This is a genomic window from Psychrobacter sp. 1176_08 (genome assembly GCF_052850615.1).
The window spans coordinates 1-19,106 of sequence record NZ_VXCU01000007.1 but is presented as its reverse complement, the minus strand read 5'-3'; the positions used below and the strand labels follow the sequence as shown (position 1 = coordinate 19,106).

Annotated in this window: 17 protein-coding genes; 15 read left to right on the top strand and 2 right to left on the bottom strand. The window is 43.0% G+C overall.

Annotated features, from left to right (window positions below):
* The first annotated feature begins 118 nt into the window (after nucleotides 1-118).
* The 3 genes from FW759_RS10000 to kdsB are packed head-to-tail and all read left to right on the top strand — an operon-like array spanning nucleotide 119 to nucleotide 3,265.
* Nucleotides 119-1,087 carry a KpsF/GutQ family sugar-phosphate isomerase gene (locus tag FW759_RS10000; RefSeq protein ID WP_446442905.1) on the top strand — a complete coding sequence of 323 codons (969 nt, stop codon included), beginning with the start codon at nucleotides 119-121 and terminating at the stop codon, nucleotides 1,085-1,087.
* Nucleotides 1,088-1,128: 41 nt separating this feature from the next.
* A complete protein-coding gene (gene kdsA / locus FW759_RS09995) occupies nucleotides 1,129-1,968 on the top strand; it encodes a 3-deoxy-8-phosphooctulonate synthase (RefSeq protein ID WP_446442904.1) in 840 nt (279 codons plus the stop codon).
* A 19-nt stretch (nucleotides 1,969-1,987) separates the two neighbouring features.
* Nucleotides 1,988-3,265: a 3-deoxy-manno-octulosonate cytidylyltransferase gene (gene kdsB / locus FW759_RS09990; RefSeq protein WP_446442903.1), complete on the top strand. Its 1,278-nt coding sequence runs from the start codon at nucleotides 1,988-1,990 to the stop codon at nucleotides 3,263-3,265.
* Here the strand turns inward: kdsB and FW759_RS09985 are convergent.
* On the bottom strand, nucleotides 3,244-4,224 hold the full coding sequence (locus FW759_RS09985) for a capsular polysaccharide export protein, LipB/KpsS family (protein WP_446442902.1): 981 nt from the start codon (nucleotides 4,222-4,224) through the stop codon (nucleotides 3,244-3,246). The two genes, kdsB and FW759_RS09985, sit on opposite strands and share 22 nt — an antisense overlap.
* A gap of 133 nt (nucleotides 4,225-4,357) precedes the next feature.
* Here FW759_RS09985 and galE point away from each other — a divergent pair, with 133 nt between their 5' ends.
* From galE to FW759_RS09965, 4 genes are all read left to right on the top strand, one after another.
* Nucleotides 4,358-5,419 carry a UDP-glucose 4-epimerase GalE gene (galE, locus tag FW759_RS09980; RefSeq protein WP_446442901.1) on the top strand — a complete coding sequence of 354 codons (1,062 nt, stop codon included), beginning with the start codon at nucleotides 4,358-4,360 and terminating at the stop codon, nucleotides 5,417-5,419.
* A 70-nt stretch (nucleotides 5,420-5,489) separates the two neighbouring features.
* On the top strand, nucleotides 5,490-6,374 hold the full coding sequence (locus FW759_RS09975; protein WP_446442900.1) for a UTP--glucose-1-phosphate uridylyltransferase: 885 nt from the start codon (nucleotides 5,490-5,492) through the stop codon (nucleotides 6,372-6,374).
* A 3-nt stretch (nucleotides 6,375-6,377) separates the two neighbouring features.
* Nucleotides 6,378-8,051 carry a glucose-6-phosphate isomerase gene (gene pgi / locus FW759_RS09970; protein ID WP_446442899.1) on the top strand — a complete coding sequence of 558 codons (1,674 nt, stop codon included), beginning with the start codon at nucleotides 6,378-6,380 and terminating at the stop codon, nucleotides 8,049-8,051.
* Nucleotides 8,052-8,086: 35 nt separating this feature from the next.
* The gene (locus tag FW759_RS09965) at nucleotides 8,087-9,487 is read left to right on the top strand and encodes a UDP-glucose/GDP-mannose dehydrogenase family protein (protein WP_446442898.1); all 1,401 of its coding nucleotides are present in this window, start codon (nucleotides 8,087-8,089) and stop codon (nucleotides 9,485-9,487) included.
* Between the two features lie 108 nt (nucleotides 9,488-9,595).
* Here the strand turns inward: FW759_RS09965 and FW759_RS09960 are convergent, their stop codons facing one another.
* Entirely contained in the window at nucleotides 9,596-11,083 is a 1,488-nt protein-coding gene (locus FW759_RS09960; protein WP_446442897.1) for a phosphomannomutase CpsG, read from the bottom strand.
* Between the two features lie 194 nt (nucleotides 11,084-11,277).
* On the opposite strand from FW759_RS09960, the gene mazG reads away from it, so the two are divergent.
* From mazG to yjgA, 8 genes are all read left to right on the top strand, one after another.
* Nucleotides 11,278-12,141, top strand: coding sequence for a nucleoside triphosphate pyrophosphohydrolase (gene mazG / locus FW759_RS09955; protein ID WP_446442896.1), 864 nt, complete (start codon nucleotides 11,278-11,280; stop codon nucleotides 12,139-12,141).
* Nucleotides 12,128-12,496 carry a ComEA family DNA-binding protein gene (locus tag FW759_RS09950; protein WP_446442895.1) on the top strand — a complete coding sequence of 123 codons (369 nt, stop codon included), beginning with the start codon at nucleotides 12,128-12,130 and terminating at the stop codon, nucleotides 12,494-12,496. The genes mazG and FW759_RS09950 overlap by 14 nt, the downstream gene beginning before the upstream one ends.
* A 172-nt stretch (nucleotides 12,497-12,668) precedes the next feature.
* On the top strand, nucleotides 12,669-14,840 hold the full coding sequence (gene pcnB / locus FW759_RS09945; RefSeq protein ID WP_446442894.1) for a polynucleotide adenylyltransferase PcnB: 2,172 nt from the start codon (nucleotides 12,669-12,671) through the stop codon (nucleotides 14,838-14,840).
* Nucleotides 14,841-15,116: 276 nt separating this feature from the next.
* Nucleotides 15,117-15,614, top strand: a complete 498-nt coding sequence (gene folK / locus FW759_RS09940; RefSeq protein WP_446443017.1) for a 2-amino-4-hydroxy-6-hydroxymethyldihydropteridine diphosphokinase — start codon at nucleotides 15,117-15,119, stop codon at nucleotides 15,612-15,614.
* A 102-nt stretch (nucleotides 15,615-15,716) separates the two neighbouring features.
* Nucleotides 15,717-16,517: a 3-methyl-2-oxobutanoate hydroxymethyltransferase gene (panB, locus tag FW759_RS09935; protein ID WP_446442893.1), complete on the top strand. Its 801-nt coding sequence runs from the start codon at nucleotides 15,717-15,719 to the stop codon at nucleotides 16,515-16,517.
* A gap of 35 nt (nucleotides 16,518-16,552) precedes the next feature.
* Complete coding sequence (panC, locus tag FW759_RS09930; RefSeq protein ID WP_446442892.1) at nucleotides 16,553-17,458, top strand: pantoate--beta-alanine ligase; 906 nt, start codon at nucleotides 16,553-16,555, stop codon at nucleotides 17,456-17,458.
* Nucleotides 17,459-17,499: 41 nt separating this feature from the next.
* On the top strand, nucleotides 17,500-18,465 hold the full coding sequence (gene rapZ / locus FW759_RS09925; RefSeq protein WP_446442891.1) for an RNase adapter RapZ: 966 nt from the start codon (nucleotides 17,500-17,502) through the stop codon (nucleotides 18,463-18,465).
* 57 nt (nucleotides 18,466-18,522) lie between these two features.
* Nucleotides 18,523-19,035 carry a ribosome biogenesis factor YjgA gene (gene yjgA, locus FW759_RS09920; protein ID WP_446442890.1) on the top strand — a complete coding sequence of 171 codons (513 nt, stop codon included), beginning with the start codon at nucleotides 18,523-18,525 and terminating at the stop codon, nucleotides 19,033-19,035.
* Nucleotides 19,036-19,106: the final 71 nt, after the last annotated feature.

Here is a 19,106-nt window from a genome sequence, read left to right as displayed (position 1 = left end):
ACTAAAAAATATGGCAGTGAGGGTTTCCGAAAAACCAGAGATCTGTCATTGAACTATTATAAGAAATATGAGCAGGTAGCCTGAGAGTAAATCAATTTAACAAAATGGGGAAGTTGTAGTGCATCTACAAACTAATAAGTATTTAACATCTGCGCAACGAACTTTTGATATTGAGCTTAAGGCTTTAGCATTGCTAAAAATGGGTCTTGATCAAAGATTCGTATTGGCATGTCAAACTATTTTGAGCTGCCAAGGTCGTTTAATTATCACTGGTATGGGCAAGTCAGGCCTAGTAGGACGTAAAATAGCAGCCACCATGGCTTCTACAGGTACGCCAGCTTTTTTCGTCCATCCTGGTGAAGCAGGGCATGGCGATCTTGGAATGATTGTAAGAGGTGATGTTGTTTTAGCTATTTCCAACTCAGGCAATAGTGATGAAATCAATGTTTTATTACCAGTTATTAAGAAACTAGACTTACCTTTAATAAGTATTAGTAAGAGCTTATCAGGTAGGTTACATCAAGAAGCAGATGTTGCTTTGACACTTGGTGACTTTGAAGAGGCTTGTCCAATGGGTTTGGCGCCTACCTCCAGTACTACAGCTACTATGGTGTTAGGTGATGCACTTGCTATTGCATTGCTTGAAGCACGCGGCTTTAAATCTGATGATTTTGCTTTATCTCATCCGGCTGGTTCTCTAGGTAAGAAACTATTGACTGATGTTTCAGATATCATGAAATCGGGTAAAGATATTCCTTTAGTTACAGGAAATACCAGTATCATAGATGCTTTATTCGAAATCACAGAAAAAAGATTAGGCATGACGGTGGTAGTAGATGATAAAAATAATTATGGAGTTTTGACAGATGGTGACATACGCCGACTGCTTACCATCAATCAAGACATGAGCCAACCTATTGTCAGTGTCATGAAGGCTGCACCTATAACCACCTCATCCAACACGAAGGCCTCAGAAGCACTTAATATAATGAGGCAGAAGAACGTTAATCAGCTTATCGTTTTGGACAATGACATGTTAATAGGTGTCCTTGCTTTACGTGATTTAGTACAAGCTGGTATTAACTAAATTGATATAGTTCATATATTTATAATATTGGAGAACATTGAGTGAAGATAACGGAAAATATAACAGTTGGCAATGATCAACCTTTTGTACTGTTTGGCGGTGTTAATGTCATCGAATCAAGAGATCTTGCCCTCAAGGCATGCGAAGCGTATGTGGAAATTACGCAAAAGCTTGGCATACCTTATGTATTTAAAGCCAGCTTCGATAAAGCCAATAGATCTTCGATCCATTCTTTCCGTGGACCAGGATTAGACGAAGGATTAAAGATTTTACAAGAAGTAAAAGAAACTTTCGGTGTGCCAATTATCTCAGATGTACATGAAATAGTTCAGTGTCAGCCAGCTGCTGAAGTCATTGATATTTTACAACTACCCGCATTTTTGGCGCGTCAAACGGATTTGGTTAAAGCGTTAGCAGAGACTGGTCGTCCAATCAATATTAAAAAACCACAGTTTCTGAGCCCAGAGCAGATGAAAAACATCATTAATAAGTTTCATGAAATGGGTAACGATAAACTCATGCTTTGTGAACGTGGCAGCTGTTTTGGTTACGATAATCTGGTCGTTGATATGCTAGGATTAGGTGTAATGAAGCGTATTAGTAATAATGCACCTATTATCTTTGACGTGACGCACGCGCTACAAACCAGAAGCTCGGGCAGTGATGCATCAGGAGGTCGTAGAGATCAAATTATAGAGTTGGCTCGTTCAGGTATGGCGGCCGGCCTTGCAGGACTGTTTTTAGAAGCGCACCCCAATCCTAGTGAAGCTAAATGCGATGGACCAAGTGCATTACCGCTAAATAAGTTAGAACCGTTTTTACAACAGATGAAGCAGGTAGATGATTTAATTAAATCATTACCAAGTATTGATATTCAGTAAATATATAAAGGTGTATTAGATGGACTCTGTTGCTATTATTATCCCTGCACGCTATGCGTCTTCACGATTTCCTGGTAAGCCACTTGCTGATATTTTAGATAAACCGATGATTCAGCATGTATATGAGAAAGCTAAATTAGTCAAAAATGCTGAAGTAATAGTAGCAACAGATGATGAGAGGATACTTGAGACAGTTGTAAATTTTGGCGGTGAAGGAATACTGACTGCTTCAACTCATATTTCAGGTACTGATAGGCTCGTGGAAGTTATGAGTAAGGTAGACGCTGATTTATATATCAATTTACAAGGTGATGAACCCTTAGTACGTTCTGATGATATTGAAATGTTGATTAACGCCATGCGTAGCGATGAGTCAATTGAAGTTGGAACACTTTATCACTCCATTGATGAACGCCAAGCTCAAGATCCCAATACCGTTAAAGTGGTCACATCACATAGCGGCCGTGCGTGTTACTTTAGTCGCTCTCCAATACCTTTCATTCGAAACAACGATGTACAAATTAATTATAAGCAGCACGTTGGTGTATATGCCTATCGCAAGTCTGTCTTAGAACGATATGCACAATTACCCGAATCTAATGTTGAATCAGCAGAGCAATTAGAACAGTTAAGATTGTTAGACAGTGACATAGATATTTATGCATTTGAAGTAATGAAGACAGGGCCTGGTGTAGATACTCCTGAAGACCTTCAAAAAGTAATTGCTATTCTTCAAGGTAACCAACTAGAGAGTAAAAAGTCTTTACTCTCCAATATCGAACTTATTATTACTGATATTGATGGCGTATTAACAGATGGTGGTATTTACTATGATGAATATGGTGAATGTATGAAGCGCTTTCATGTACGTGATGGTTTGGGTATCAAGCTGTTACAACAGGCAGGTATTCAAGTAGCTGTACTATCAGGTAAAGACTCTAAACCTTTGATGAAGAGGATCTCTGACTTGGGTATCGATATTTTTATGCTAGGTATTAAGAATAAAGAAGTGGCTTGTCAAGAGATCATTCAGCGTGCAAATACTATCAAAGCCAATACGGTATATATTGGTGACGACACCATTGATTTACCGGCTTTCATCAGTTGTGGTGTTGCCGTGGCTGTCGCTGACGCTCCTGAATACGTCAAAGCTAAATGTGATTTAGTGACAGATACCAAGGGTGGTTTTGGTGCTTTGCGTGAAATAGCTGATAAAATTTTGATTGAGCAAGGTAAATCTAAATTGATAGAAGATCCTGCTGCATTTCTCAAAATTCATGCCAACGTAACACAGTGATTTTTTTGACTATATAAGTAGCATAATAGAAAGTACTGATGTTTGATGCTCTCTGTTTGACAAAGGCTCTCATAAAAAGGTCGGCCTAATACGGTGACCTTTTTGCCTCTTAATAAAGCTTCAAAGCCACCTAATGACGTAATCGTATAAACATGATCAATTGTCTCTAGTGCGTCGACCAAGTGAATAGACTGTGTAAGGATCAGACAATCTAGCTTAGTAAGTGTGCTAACAATGTCAGGGTTGTCTAGCGTCATTGGATGTGGTTTGACGATTATTTGGGCGTCAGGATTTTCTTTAATTGCTTTATTCACGACATCTAATAAAGTAATACCGTCACCGCCGCCGTATTTCAACGAGTCATCATATGGCACTTGCCCTAAGACTAAGATACGTTCTTTATTTTTAGCACCATATAGTGGTGCAACATCGACATAAGATTGATGATTGTATTTGCTCACTCTATGCGACACATAATAATCAAGCATCTCCTGTGCCAACGTCTCATCATAGCCATCCTGCTCAAAGTCAAAATTTGCAATGAGGTCGGTCAGATCGTTTGGTCGTGTTGTGTCAAAATACGGCGCTTGGCTATCCATAACGATAGATAATGGCGGCGCGCTGCTATCATCATCAGGACCTGAACGGATAAAACCATCTTCAAAGAAAAAAATGTCTACACCTTGCTCGCGGACATACTCAATAAAGTATTGAGGCGCTTTATAGCCCCAAATATAGATGACGGGATTTACCTTTTGGATAAAAGGTTTGAGCCAAAGATTAAAATACTGCTTATCAAAATGTCGTTGTATTTGTACATGTGCCGACTCAAACACCCATTCGCTGACGATATCTTTCCATGGCAGCATACCAACCACTAGCGCCAAACGCTGCTTAGGGTAGCGATAATGTTTATAGTAACCTGACAATATTGGCTTGACGTAGTTAGTGAGTTTCATGACGTAGTCGATAGCTTGGGTTGGTAGCGGAAGATTGAATATATATTATTAATATATTTACGTTGGCAATGTATTATAGTTGCATTTATGAGCAAAAACGAATAACTAATTCATAAAATAACGGATCGATGTTATGAAAAATAAAATATTAGTCACTGGCGGTACTGGATATATCGGTTCGCATACGTGTATAGCTTTGCATGAAGCAGGTTATGATATAGTAGTATACGATAATTTATCTAATAGTAGTCGTGAGGCGGTTAATCGTGTCTCTACTCTTATTGGACAGACAATTGAGTTTATCGAAGGAGATATACGAGACGTTGAGACGCTGAGACAAGTATTTTCAACCCATCAGTTCTTTGGCGTGATCCATTTTGCTGGGTTAAAAGCAGTCGGAGAGTCAGTAGCAAAGCCATTGCTGTATTATGATAACAATGTCAGCGGTACCATTACCTTATTAGAAGTTATGGCAGAGTATGCAGTTAAAAATTTAGTTTTTTCATCATCTGCCACTGTCTATGGTAATCCTGAAAACCTGCCTATCAATGAAGAATCACCACGCTCTTGTACAAATCCTTATGGACAAAGTAAGATAGCAGTTGAACATATCTTAGAAGATCTAGCTGTATCTGATGACAGCTGGAATCTGGTTGCTCTTAGATATTTTAATCCAGTAGGCGCGCATTCATCAGGGCAAATTGGCGAAGACCCAAACGATATTCCTAATAATTTGATGCCTTATATCTCGCAAGTGGCTGTTGGCAAGCTTGAGAAACTCAACGTCTTTGGTAATGACTATCCTACTATTGATGGAACAGGTGTACGTGACTTTATCCATGTCACTGACTTAGCTCAGGGTCATGTGGCTGCACTAAATTATCTAGATAAACAAACCAGACCAAAAGAAAGTGGTACGACAAAACTGAACTCAGTAGGCTTTTTACCTATTAACCTAGGAACTGGTAAAGGTACCTCTGTATTAGAGCTAGTGAATGCTTTCAATGAAGTGACTGGAAGAGATATTCCTTATCAATTTACAGAACGTCGTGCAGGGGATATCGCCAGTTGCTATGCCAGTGCCGATAAAGCGAAAACACTGTTAGGGTGGCAAGCTGAATTATCCGTTAACGACATGTGTAAAGACACATGGCATTGGCAGAGCATGAATCCTAGTGGTTATAAAGTATCTTAAGATTTGTTAGATACTCTTTGTTTATTTAAGAACTTCCCCTAAGTCATCTTTTCAGAGTAGTCTTCTTGTTATGAAAAAAATAACCCATGCTGTTATCCCTGTTGCAGGTTTTGGTACGCGCATGCTGCCACTCTCCAAATCAGTGCCGAAAGAGTTATTGCCTTTAGGTAATCGCCCTGCAATTCATTATGTTGTCGAAGAGGCCATTGCTGCGGGTATTAAGCATATCGTTTTGGTTGGTCATGCTCAAAAAAGCGCAATCGAAAACTACTTTGATATCAATGCTGAGCTAGACACTCAATTGCGTCATAAAGGCAAGAATGAGTTGGCAGATAGCTTAAATTGGTTACCAGCTGACGTAACAGTGTCAATGATACGTCAAGGTAAAGCATTGGGCTTAGGTCACGCCGTACTTGCTGCTCGTCCTATCATTGGTGAGCACGATTTTGCTGTATTATTGCCTGATGTGGTGCTCGATCCTTTTACTACGGATATGTCTACTGACAATTTAGCGTTTATGCTTGAGGCGTTTGCTAAAGACAATCATTCACAGATACTTGTAAATACAGTGGCCGATGAAGATGTTCATAAGTATGGCATTGCGCAACTAGATGAAGAGTACAGTGGCAGTAGTAAAGTAGACGACAAAGCCGATGTGAATACTAGCTTTGGGGTTGCAGGATTTGTAGAAAAACCCAGTTTAGCAGAGGCACCTTCAAAGCTTGCCGTCGTAGGTCGCTATGTATTCAGTAATAAAATCTTTGAGTATTTGGCGAATACAACTGCCTCAGTGGGTGGTGAGATACAGCTAACCGACGCCATCGATGCACTGATTAGTGAGTATGGGGTCAATGTGACGACCATGCGCGGCGATAGTTATGATGCAGGTGACATGCGCTCTTACATGCAAGCATTTATCTATTTTGCTCAGCAGCAATTAGTAGATGATGAATAGCTGATGGCAGAGACTAGCAAGGATAGAGCGTATAGCAGTGCTCGACATTCTACTTATTGGCAACAACTGCAAATGTTGGCCACGCAAGAGTGGTCGTTGTCTACGTTATTTGCGCAAGATACTGACCGTGCCGCAAACTTTAGTACGCGAGCTGGTGCACTATACATGGACTATAGTAAGCAGTGCATCGATGATCAAGTACTGATAAACCTCTTAAAGCTGGCAAAAAGCTGCGAGTTATCGGCTCGAATTGACGCGCTCATGCAAGGCGCTATGGTCAATACCAGTGAGCAACGTGCAGCCTTACATACAGCGCTGCGTCTACCGTCTACCTCAACCTTACAAATGGATGAGCAGAATGTCGTAGCAGATGTGCATCATAGCTTAGCCCAAGTCGCAAAATTATCAGAGCGAGTTCGTCAAGGAACGTGGCGCGGGTTTTCAGGCAAAGCCATTACTGATGTGGTCAATATTGGCGTCGGTGGCTCTGATTTGGGTCCACTGATGGCGACAACAGCGCTGGATGAATGGGCAGATACAGAGATCGAAGTACACTTTGTTTCGAACATGGATGGCACTCAGCTTGATAATCTACTCAAGCATTTAAATCCTGAAACGACCTTATTCATTATCTCGTCCAAGTCCTTTAGTACCGTTGATACTTTATCAAATGCCAAAACAGCATTATCTTGGTTACTTGCTACTGCTACGCTGCGCGCTGGTACTGAAGACAGTGTGCTTCGTCGGCATTTTATTGGTATTTCCGCCAATAGTGACAAGATGAATGCATGGGGCATCCATCGCGAGCATCAACTACAGCTTTGGGAATGGGTTGGTGGCCGCTTTTCTTTATGGTCAGCGATTGGATTGGCGATTGCCATTCGTATTGGTATGTCTCAATTTCAGGCGCTGTTGAGCGGCGCCCATAGTATGGATGAGCATTTTGCCGAGGCTGATTTTGCCGAGAACTTGCCCGTACTATTGGGTTTGCTGGCCGTTTGGAACAGTACTTTTTTACGAGTAAATGCCCATACGGTCCTGCCTTACGATGGTCGTTTAATTTATTTACCAAGTTACTTGACCCAGCTTGAGATGGAGAGTAATGGTAAATCGGTGACCCAGCATGGCGACCGTATTGATTATAATACGTGTCCAATTTTATGGGGCGAGATTGGCTCGAATGCCCAGCATGCGTTTTATCAGTTGCTTCATCAAGGTACTCAGCAAGTCTCTTGTGACTTTATCGCCTGTGTGCGCCGCTATAGTACCGAGGTAAAAAACGCTTCATTACAGCAGCAGCACGAATTGTCTTTGGCCAATTGTTTGGCACAAAGCAGGGTCTTAGCCTTTGGTAATACAGCTGTTGCAAATATCGCGAGTACCAAAGCGGATGCTGAGACGGACAAATACAAATATTATCGAGGCAATCAGCCGTCGACCACATTATTGCTTGATGAGTTAACCCCGCATAGCTTAGGAGCTCTGATTGCCCTTTATGAGCACAAGGTTTATGTCATGGCCAGTATTTGGGACATCAATCCATTTGACCAGTGGGGCGTTGAGATGGGTAAGCAAATGGCAGAGTCTGTACATGCTGCTATGGAGCAGGGCGTAGGAGGGCAGTTCGATACCTCGACTGACCAGTTACTACAGCATATTAAACAGCTATCTCAATAACTGCCAATACTTCAATCATGCTATAGGGCATTCTTATGAGCACTGACGTAAGTCATAACCACCATTATCATTATGAACTCAGTCTATTTAATAAGGCTGATGTTTGTGTGCTCATCGGTCATAGTATTGAAGCCATCACCAGTGCAGTAGTGCTGGCAAGTTTGGGGCAGCGCATTCATTTGTATGCGGATTTGGATATATTGTCACAGCAGTTACATCAGTATGGCTTTGAGCATCATCTGCAAGCGCTGTGGCAAATGTATCAGCAGCAGCAAATGATTGTGAGCCAAGCGTTACCAAGTAGTGCTGATAGGCTTATACAAGGTTATGAAAAAACCAACTGTGCTAATAGTGATGAGGTTGATAACAATCATGATCATGCTGAGCCACCAGTCGTCGAACTATACTGGTTGTTTTTAAACAGTATGAGAACGAGCTGGACAGAAGATCATTGGATTACTGCCTTTAATCACAGCAATTGCCAAGCATTGCCTTTGATCATGAGTGGCATTGAGCAATTGGGAGACGTGTCAGCGCTCGCTCAACGTTTGCAGCGGGCTTGGGTATATTATGTACCGTTTGTTTTTTTAAAGGATGGAGATACCTACAACTCGATGTTGAACCCGTCCTTATGGTTGCTTGGTGAAAAGACGGCAAACAGTAGCAATCATTTGCAGGTACTAAAGCCTTTAATGCAGCAGGCACGCGCCACGCATCATTCTGATATCGCTACGATAGAGTTTGCACGTAGTAGCATCATGGCAATGCTCGCGACAAGGGTAAGTTTCATGAATGAGATGTCACGCTTGGCAGACAGTCAACAGGTTGATATCAAGCAGGTGAGTCATATCATGGGGCTAGATGAGCGGGTGGGTAGTAGTTATCTGCAAGCTGGCTGGGGGTTCGGTGGTAATACGTTACCAGCAGAGTTGTCTAGGCTACAGCAGTCGAGTCAAACTCACAGTTTGGAGATGCCTTTATTAGACTCTATTATTCATATCAATGAAGATCAAAAAGAGCTGATATTTCGCAAATTTTGGCAGTATTTTGATGGATTTATTGATAATAAAACTGTGATGATTTGGGGCGGAAGTTACAAGTCCGGCTCAGGACGTACGGCAGGCTCAGCCATTCATCCATTATTAGACTTATTATGGTCCTATAATATTCGCACCCTGATTTATAGTGATAAAGCTCAACCGGAACTTGTCTCACTTTATAATCAGCAACCTTTATTTAAATTGATTGCCAGCCCTTATCATCAGATGAACGAAGCTCAGGCAATTTTTATCATTAGCTGGTCGCCCCGAGACGAGCTAGATATTGCCAAAATTAATCAGCAAGCAATGCCTGTATTTGATGCCCAAAATGCCCTGACACGCACTCAAATTAAGCAGTTAGTAGGCGACTATAGAGGTATCGGTCGCTCCAACTAACCGTTTGATTTTGTCTTTATTTAAATGTTGTTTGTATCAAAAAAGGCTTGCTAATACGTATTAGCAAGCCTTTTTTTATCTTCAAATATACACGGCCTTTTAATAGTCTTAAGCTGGTACGGCACCTTGCAGTGCCAACCATTGCTGAATGTCTTGCATTTTGGTCGCCAATAATGCCGCATCACCGCGACTTTCAATATTTAATCGGATGAGAGGTTCAGTATTGGACGCTCGTATGTTAAATCGCCATTCACCAAAGTCAAGGCTCAAGCCATCGAGGGTAGATTTGGCTGGTTTTTGAGTACTAAATTTTTCTTCAATGGCTCCAATAATGGTTGGCGCATCGTGAGTGGTAAGATGAAAATTTTGCTCGCCTGAGCTGGGATAAGCTTGAATATAGCCTGTGACCAATTCAGATAGGGTTTTACCAGTAACGGACAATAACTCAATGGTCAACAGCCATGGAATCATGCCACTATCGCAATAGAAAAAATCGCGGAAGTAATGATGCGCCGACATCTCGCCGCCATAGACAGCGCCAGAGTCACGCATGACTTGTTTGATAAATGAATGACCAGACTTGCTGATGACGGCATTACCGTTATGTTCTTCAATAACCGCTTCAGTGTTATATATCACACGTGGGTCGTAGACGATGGCTTCGTTTGGGTATTTGTTCAAGAACGCTTGCGCCAGCATACCCACCACGTAGCTGCCATCGATAAACTTGCCATTTTCGTCAAATAAGAAGCAGCGGTCAAAGTCCCCATCAAAGGCAATACCAAGATCGGCTTTGTTTGTTAGCACCGCTTGCTGAGTCGCCACTCTATTGGCTTCAATCATAGGATTGGGGATGCCATTCGGAAAGCTCCCATCAGGCTCATGATGCAATTTGATGACTTCGATTGGCGCACCCGCTTGGATCAATTTATCAACCAATAAGTCGACAACGGGGCCTGCACTGCCATTGCCTGAATTGATGACCAATTTGAGGGGTTTGAGATTATCGATATTGATAAAAGTCATCACATGGTTGATATAAGCGCTTTTATCGGTTAATAATTGCAATTTACCTGATGAAGTGCTGGTGGCAAACGCTCCTGATTCGGCCAATGCTTGAATCTCTGCCAAACCGTCATCCGCGCTGATGGGTTTTGACTGATCTTTCACCAGTTTTAAGCCATTATAATTAATCGGATTATGACTAGCAGTCACTTCAATACCACCCAGCGCCTGATAATGACTGGTCGCAAAATATACTTCTTCTGTTCCTGTCATACCCAAGTCGATCACATCAACGCCAGCATCTAGCATACCTTTGATAGCAGCTTGTTTGAGTTGCTCACTTGATTGGCGGATATCACTACCGATGACAATAGCAGGTTGTAGTGTTGTCATATCGCTACTGTGACTATCAGATACGGTGTAATAACGCTGATATAAAATCTGTGCAAAGGCACGGCCGATACGATAAGCAATATCTTCATCAAGAGTGACACCAAGCTCGCCACGAATATCATAAGCCTTAAATGAATTGATCGTTATAGGATTGAATTCAGTTACTGATTGATAGCTGGTGGTCGCAGAAGTGGACATAGTAATAAAATTCCTTGCGCGTGAGCAGTGGTAGAATGAAGAAGTAAGAGACACAATTATAAGTCAATCCGTGTTCAATGATACACTAACATTAGAGTATGTCTTTAATCTAGTCGAGAGTTATCTGACAAGGTTAAAAATAAGGACATGCACTAACAACCCGAAAAAACGTTAAGCATATAAGAGCCTCCTTTATGACGACTTTGAAAAATAAAATCGTAGCGCCAACACCAGTACAAGGTACGCCTGCCGCCAGTGGGCAGCTTGAAGATCTTTTGGCACTCATGGAAAGACTGCGGGCCGACTGTCCGTGGGACAAAAAGCAAACCAATCACAGTTTAATTCCTTATGCGATTGAAGAGGCGTATGAGTTGGGCGAGGCCGTACAAAGTGAGGACGATGAAGATATCAAAGGTGAGCTTGGAGATGTGCTATTACAAGTGGTATTTCATTGCCAGATGTATGCAGAGCAAGGTCGCTTCGATATGAGTGATGTCATTACCACCTTACAAGAAAAGCTGGTTCGACGCCATCCCCATGTTTTTGAAGCCGAAACGCTCAAAGATGATACAGCCGTCAAAGAGCGCTGGGATGAGATTAAGGCTGAGGAAAATCAGGCACGCGAGGCACGTGGTAAACCACCGCGCCGTTTAGATGCTATTAAAGCAGGCAGTGCCTTGATGCAAGCTCAAGATGTACAAAAACAAGCATCGAAACTGGGGTTTGATTGGGACGGTATCAGTGGAGCCTTTGAAAAGCTGGAAGAAGAGATTGATGAGCTAAAGGCTGAGCTGACGAACAAATCCAAAGCGGAGATTAAGGCCAATATTAGGGACATAGAAAAAGAGGTTGGCGATTGTATGTTTGCGCTGGTCAATGTCGCGCGTAAGCTCAATCTGGATGCAGAGACGGCAACGCTCACTTGTGTGCATAAATTTAAATCGCGCTTCGGTTATATCGAAGAGCAGTTGGCAGCGGTTGGCAAACGCTTCGAGGACAGTGATATCACAGAGATGGATGCACTATGGGATGCGGCCAAACGCCATGAACGCTTATAACAAAAACGCGTTTATAAGTTGGATAGTCCACGCTGGTGGCTGTTTATTATTGGCGCTACTTGCGCTTAATAATGCCAGTGCAGCTCCATGTTTTGACAATCCTCAACGCGCTTATGAGTATCTATTGGCACAAGAAAAATCAGCCATTCAAGCTCGTGATCAAAAAATAATTGATATCAATCGCGCCAGTGAAGGCGAGCTTACGTCTCTTCATGGCATTGGCAGCAGTAAGGCACAAGCCATCATTTTGTACCGTGATATGTTTGGCGATTTTAAAGCCGTGGATGAATTGGCAAACGTCAAAGGGATTGGTGCAAAAACCATTGAGAAAAATCGAGCGCGTTTGAGAGTATAGAAGACAGTGCCATATTTTGGATTAATTAACCCCAATATTGACAAAATAGCACGTAAGTAAGTGTCATAACACACCTACCACTCACAAAATTTGTTAAACTAGTGGGTACATCCGCCTGATAAACGCTTCGTTTGTCAAGGGTGGTTAAAGAATACCGGCGAGGAGTAGATGCATGGCCGAGCGTGCCGCCAAGCAGTTAGAACTGAATAAATCTGAATTACCCAATTCCATTACTGAAGTGATTGCGACATTGACCCGCGCTGGGTTTGATGCCTATATCGTTGGTGGTGGTGTGCGCGATACCTTATTAGGCCTGCGTCCAAAAGACTTTGACGCTGTCACTGATGCCAAGCCGCATGAAATCAAAGATGTATTTGGTAAGCGTTGCCGCATTATTGGTCGCCGTTTCCAATTGGCTCATGTGTACTCAGGACGAGAGTTGATTGAAGTGGCAACTTTCCGTGGTCCACCAACAAGTGACGCCAATACCAATCGAGATGGTATGATCCTGCGTGACAATGTGTGGGGCGACATCAAGCAAGATTTTTCTCGCCGTGATTTTTCTATTAATGCCCTTTATTATCAGCCGCTCAAAGGCATCGTCCACGATTTTTGCGGGGCACTTGAAGACATTGATAATAGGATTATTCGCCTATTGGGTGATGCGCCCGTTCGCATTGAAGAAGACCCAGTACGGTTATTGCGTGCCTTACGTTTTAAGGCAAAACTGGGCTTCGAATTTGACGACGCATTGGCTGCGCAATTTCATGATGGTAATTGGACCTTACTTGAGCAAATATCACCGCACCGTCTTTACGATGAGACGCAAAAAATGTTTACGGGTGGCTATTTGGTGCCCTTGCTGCCGTTGTTGTTTGAGTCAGGGGCGATTGACAGTTTAATTATTTATCCACCCTCTGAGCCAAGCGCACTGGTCAAACAAGTGGCGATCAATACCGACAAACGTATTGCTGCTGGCAAAAGCATCAATCCAGCGTTTTTCTATGCGGCGCTTTTGTGGGAAAACTATCTGCATCAATTAGCAAAAGCCAAGAAGCGCAATATGCCCTTTGCTGAAGCACAGATGCATGCCGCTGGCAAAGTGATTGACCGTCAACGCATCAAAACGGCCATTCCTAAATTTGCTGAGCAGTTCATTCGTGATATCTGGATATTACAGCCAAAGCTTGCCGCGCCGCGTAGCAAACAAATCGTGCAGCTCTCTGAACATCCACGTTTCCGCGCAGGTTTTGACTTTTTGTTATTGCGTGAGCAGTGCGGTGATGCAGAGCATCCGCTATCAGAGTCTACCAATGAGATGGGCGAATGGTGGCAGACCTATCAGACCTTATCTGAGAGAGAGCAACAGCAAGCCATTGACGCGTTTGACGAAAATATCCGTCGCGGCGCTTATAAGCAAGGTCAAGGTCAGCGTGGTCGCGGACGCAATCGCCAAAAACCAGAGTCCAATACTGTTGATGTATCTGCAACCAACCAACAAAATTCCAAACATAGTAAAGCCAATGGCAACACTAGAACAGATGTGAATGAGCAGACTATGGTAAACGATCCAGCAAATATTCCATCACGCCGACGACGTGCGACTAGTCAGTCTTCATCAGCTAAGCAATCTGGTGGTCATCATGATAAAGGTTATGATACGCAGCAAGCAAAACAAGACAGCAGTGAACTTGCGCAATTACAGCAATTGTCTCTTGCCAATAGCAGCAGTCAAGCCGCCAAACGCCATCAGGTTAGTCCTAAGCCGCTGTTCGTCATAGAGCACGAAAAAGTAGTACCGCCATTGAAGAGACAGCTGGCAAGTGATGAAAAGGTTAACCCCGTCACCGCAGTAACGGTGCAGAAAAAATCTGTCGCTAACAGAGCGCCAACTGAGAAAGCACCGCAACCAAAAACCGAGCAGGCTGAAGTTAAGGATACATCTGCTAAAATCACTGCTAAGGTCACTCGTTCGGTCGCAACGTCTCCTGCATTGGTTAGTATGAATAACGAGCCGATACCTCACAAGCGTCGCCGTCGTCAGCCTAGCGTAGAAGTCTCTCACCCTGTAGATAATGTAGAGACGCAAGACACTGTTCATAACGAACCAACGACTGCAAAATATGCAAAAAAAGCGCCAAAACCAGCGACTCAGTCTAGCGACAAGCCAGCAACTAAAGCTAGGAAGTCTCGAAAATCAGCAGAGGCGACGGCTACACAAAAAACGTCTGTCAAAACCAGTCCGCAGACTGACAGTCAATCTGTAGCCGATGCGCTACCTGAACATAAAGGTCCTGTACCGGCAAAGCGTCGCCGTCGTCAGCCAAGTGCGGATAAAGTCTAGCGTTGGTAGTGCTGAGATTTATAGCGATATAGTCGATTGGTTTTAACAACGAGACGGTGCAATTGGCATAAGTTTTTTGCAGCCTCTGTATTAGTAGCACGCAAGGAAAAGTTATGCCAGTTGTACGTAGCCACTAATGTACAGATGTTATGTTGAACTGGCTATATTAACCTGAGACTTTAGAACACAATGATCATCATGAATAACGTCGAAACCAATACCAAATCTCATCATCCACAACCCGCTGCCGTTATAGAGGGCAGTCAAGAGGAGCTCATGTGGGTCACTTGTTATATTGGTTTGGGAAGTAATTTAGCCAATGACTTGGGCTCACCAGTAGAGCATTTGCAGCAAGCACTTGTTAGCATGCAAGACCATGAGAGTATACGTGACGTTGGCGTGTCTTCTTTCTATGCGTCTGCGCCTATGGGGCCACAAGATCAGCCAGATTTTGTCAATGCCGTTGCCAGCTTTCAAACGACATTGGCGCCATTTGAGTTATTGACGTTTTGTCAGCAATTAGAGCAACAAGCGAAGCGGGCGCGCCTACGACGCTGGGGTGAGCGCAGTTTAGATGTCGATATTCTACTGTATGGTGACATACAAATGACAGATCCTCAGCTGACCATACCGCATGTAGGCTTGCCTGAACGCAATTTTGTCTTGATACCACTAAAAGAGATAGCACCAGATTTGAAAATTTCGGGGACATCTATACAGGATTATTCACAAAGTGCGGACTGGACAGGTTTAACACGTTTATCCAATAGTTAGGAACAGTGGCGATTTTATCAAACATTAAAAATAGTTAGAGATGTTTATTCAAAAATTCATAACATCAGTGGTTGATTGATAATTAAAAATATTGAGGATCATATGACAACGCTATCTACTTTAAACAAGTTTAAAAAAGAGGGTATCAAGTTTACTTGCTTGACATGCTATGACTCGATGTTTGCCAGAATGATGGATAAAGCGCAAATTGATACTATTCTGATTGGTGATAGCTTGGGTATGGTGGTACAAGGTCACGATTCTACGTTGCCTGTGACGGTTGATGATATGGCTTATCATACTGCCAACATTGCTCGTAGTAATAAACACGCTCTGATATTGGCTGATCTACCATTCATGAGTTATGTAACGTTGCCAGAGGCAGTAGCAAATAGTCGCCAACTGATGCAAGCAGGTGCCCATGTTATCAAGATCGAGGGTGGTAGTGAGCTTTGTGATCTCATCACAACCTTGGCGCAAGCTGGGACACCCACTTGTGTACACTTGGGTTTGACACCGCAATCAGTCAACGTCTTTGGTGGCTACAAAATTCAAGGACGTGGTGACGCCGCGGCTGATAAAGTACTAGCTGATGCCAAAGCTGTGGTTGCTGCAGGGGCGGCGCTGCTTGTCTTAGAGTGTGTGCCAGCGGCACTTGCCAAAACCATAACAGAAGCTGTTGACGTACCAGTGATTGGCATTGGGGCTGGCGCAGACACTGATGGGCAAGTGTTGGTGATGCACGACATGCTGGGCATGGCGCATGGTCGTGTGCCGCGCTTTGTACATGATTTTTTGACCGATGAGCGCAATAGCGCACGCAGTATCGAAGGCGCATTTGCCCTTTACCAGCAGTCAGTACGAGAAGGGGTTTTTCCAACTAAACAGCACCAATTTAGCTAATTTGTCCAAAATTTGGAATAGAAGACGATTAAACCATGCCCATTATTCATCATCACATATCAGCATTGCGTACCGCCCTACAGCCTTATCGTGACCAAAAAAATATCGCACAAAGTAGCTTACAGCGTATTGCTTTGGTACCGACAATGGGCAATTTGCATGAAGGCCATCTCGAGTTAGTCAGAATTGCGAAACAACATGCTGACATCGTGGTCGTCAGTATCTTTGTCAACCCTACACAGTTTGGGGCAGGAGAAGATTTTGATAGCTATCCTCGTACGTTAGATAAAGATGTTGCCAAGCTCGCTACTATCGATGCAGATTTCGTTTTTGCTCCTAGCATTGATGAGATGTATCCAGTCTTGCCACCGCCCACTTCTGTTCGTGCAGGGGCGATTACTGCTCAGCTATGTGGTCAGTCGCGTTTTGGACATTTTGACGGTGTTGGTATTGTTGTCTCTAAGTTATTTAACATTGTACAACCTGATATTGCTGTTTTTGGACAAAAAGATTATCAACAATTGGCTATCATCAAGCAATTGGTACGTGATTTAAGCTATCCTATCGATATTATAGGGGCGCCTATCGTCCGTGCTGATGACGGATTGGCATTGTCTTCACGCAACCAATATCTTAGCGCAAGCGAGCGACAGATCGCACCCGTATTGCATCAAGAATTACAACGTTTGGCACATCAGTTAACCAGTAGTAAGCTGAGTCAGCTAGAAGCAGATTCATTATTGGCGCAAACACAGACGCGTATTAATGAGGCAGGTTTCACGGTTGATTATCTAGAAATCAAAACCGATGAATTGAACGATATCACAGAGTCTGCAGCTTTTAATACAGAAAACAAAAATTTAATCATTCTGGTCGCCGCTTGGCTGGGACGTGCACGCTTATTGGACAACCAATTAGTAGCGGTTAATCGACCGTTATGACAGAGCAACCTGCAAATGCAATGGACTAGGGTAGATAGATCATGGATTTAAGTCAGGATAAAAGTAACGATCATTCTGAGCAGGCAGCGCGTAAAGTCGCTACTGACAAGCTCAGTATTTTGGTCATATCAGGTCTGTCAGGGTCAGGTAAAACCTCAGTATTGAATATACTAGAAGATTTGGGCTATTACTCTATTGATAACTTACCTTTATCTTTGCTTGCGAATGCAACTCATAAATTGATCAATGAAAGTGGTATTCGTCGCATTGCACTGGGTGTCGATATTCGAACGCCTCGTGCGGATTTGTCCAACTTTGCAGAGATGCACGAATCCTTAAAGGCTGAATATGGTGATCATGCCGTCAAGGTGGTATATGTCACGGCTCAAGAGAACACATTGGTAGCACGTTTCAATGCAACTCGCCGTGTCCATCCATTAATGTCTCAAGACGTTAATGACGAGCATGCTAAGCACGTCGCTTTTAATCTACCAGCCGCGATTAAAAGAGAAATTGAGCTACTAGAACCAATAGCAGATCATGCAGATATAAGAATTGATACAAGTGATCTCAACATTCATCAGCTGAAAGATCTTTTACGTGAATACATTGGTATGGACAATCAAATTGTCGTCAACTTACTGTCTTTTGGCTTTAAGTATGGCAGTCCTATTGATGCAGACTTTGTGTTTGATGTAAGGATTTTGCCAAATCCGCATTGGAATCCGGAGCTGCGCACGGCAACAGGTCTTGATGCTGAGGTGGCCACCTTTTTTGCTGATTGTCCAGAAGTGGCTGAAATGACCAATGACATCGCTGGATTTTTAACCCGCTGGTTGCCAGAGTTTTTACACAACAACCGTCACACGGTGACAGTGGCCATTGGCTGTACTGGCGGTAAGCATCGCTCCGTATTTATTACGGATAACTTGCAACGCCGCCTTGTTAACGTTATGCCAGAAGGTATAAAAGTACTGGCGAAGCACCGCGAAAAGCATCGTTGGTAGTGATTGCTACATCTCAAAGATTATTAATTTTATTATTCATTATTTTGGAAAGTGTTTATGATTGACTGGTCAGAACAGGACATGCGTGTCTCGCGCACAGAACTCAAAAAATCTCATGAGCGCTTGCAAGAGTTGTCGATACCGCTTGCTAACTTATCAAAAAAGCAGCTAAAAACCCTGCCAGCCAGTGATTATTTTATGGCAGAGTTGATGGCTTTGGCTGATATCACTAGCGCCAATGCTCGTAATCGCCAGACCAAGCGTGTCGGCAAGCTTATTAGCGAAGAAAATCGCCATGAATTGGTCAAAGCCTTGTTTAATGCTGTGTTCCCTAAAGAACAAATCTCAAAGATAGAAAGCTGGGCTGATCGCTTGAATATCAATGATGAAGGGACGCTAAAACAGTTTGTAAAACAATACAAGGCTTCTGAGCACAACAGCATGTATCAGCTGCTGCTATGGATTGAGTATGCCAAACACACACAAGATGACGAGCTGATGGCTGAGTCTAAAGAAGATTTGGCCAGTTACATTCGTGAAGTGGCTATCTTGTCGCAGTTGAAAAAATAGAGATAAAACAGAATGGTTATAACATTTGGCAATCTGATTTAATGATCATTTTGATGCAAAGTCATACAGTC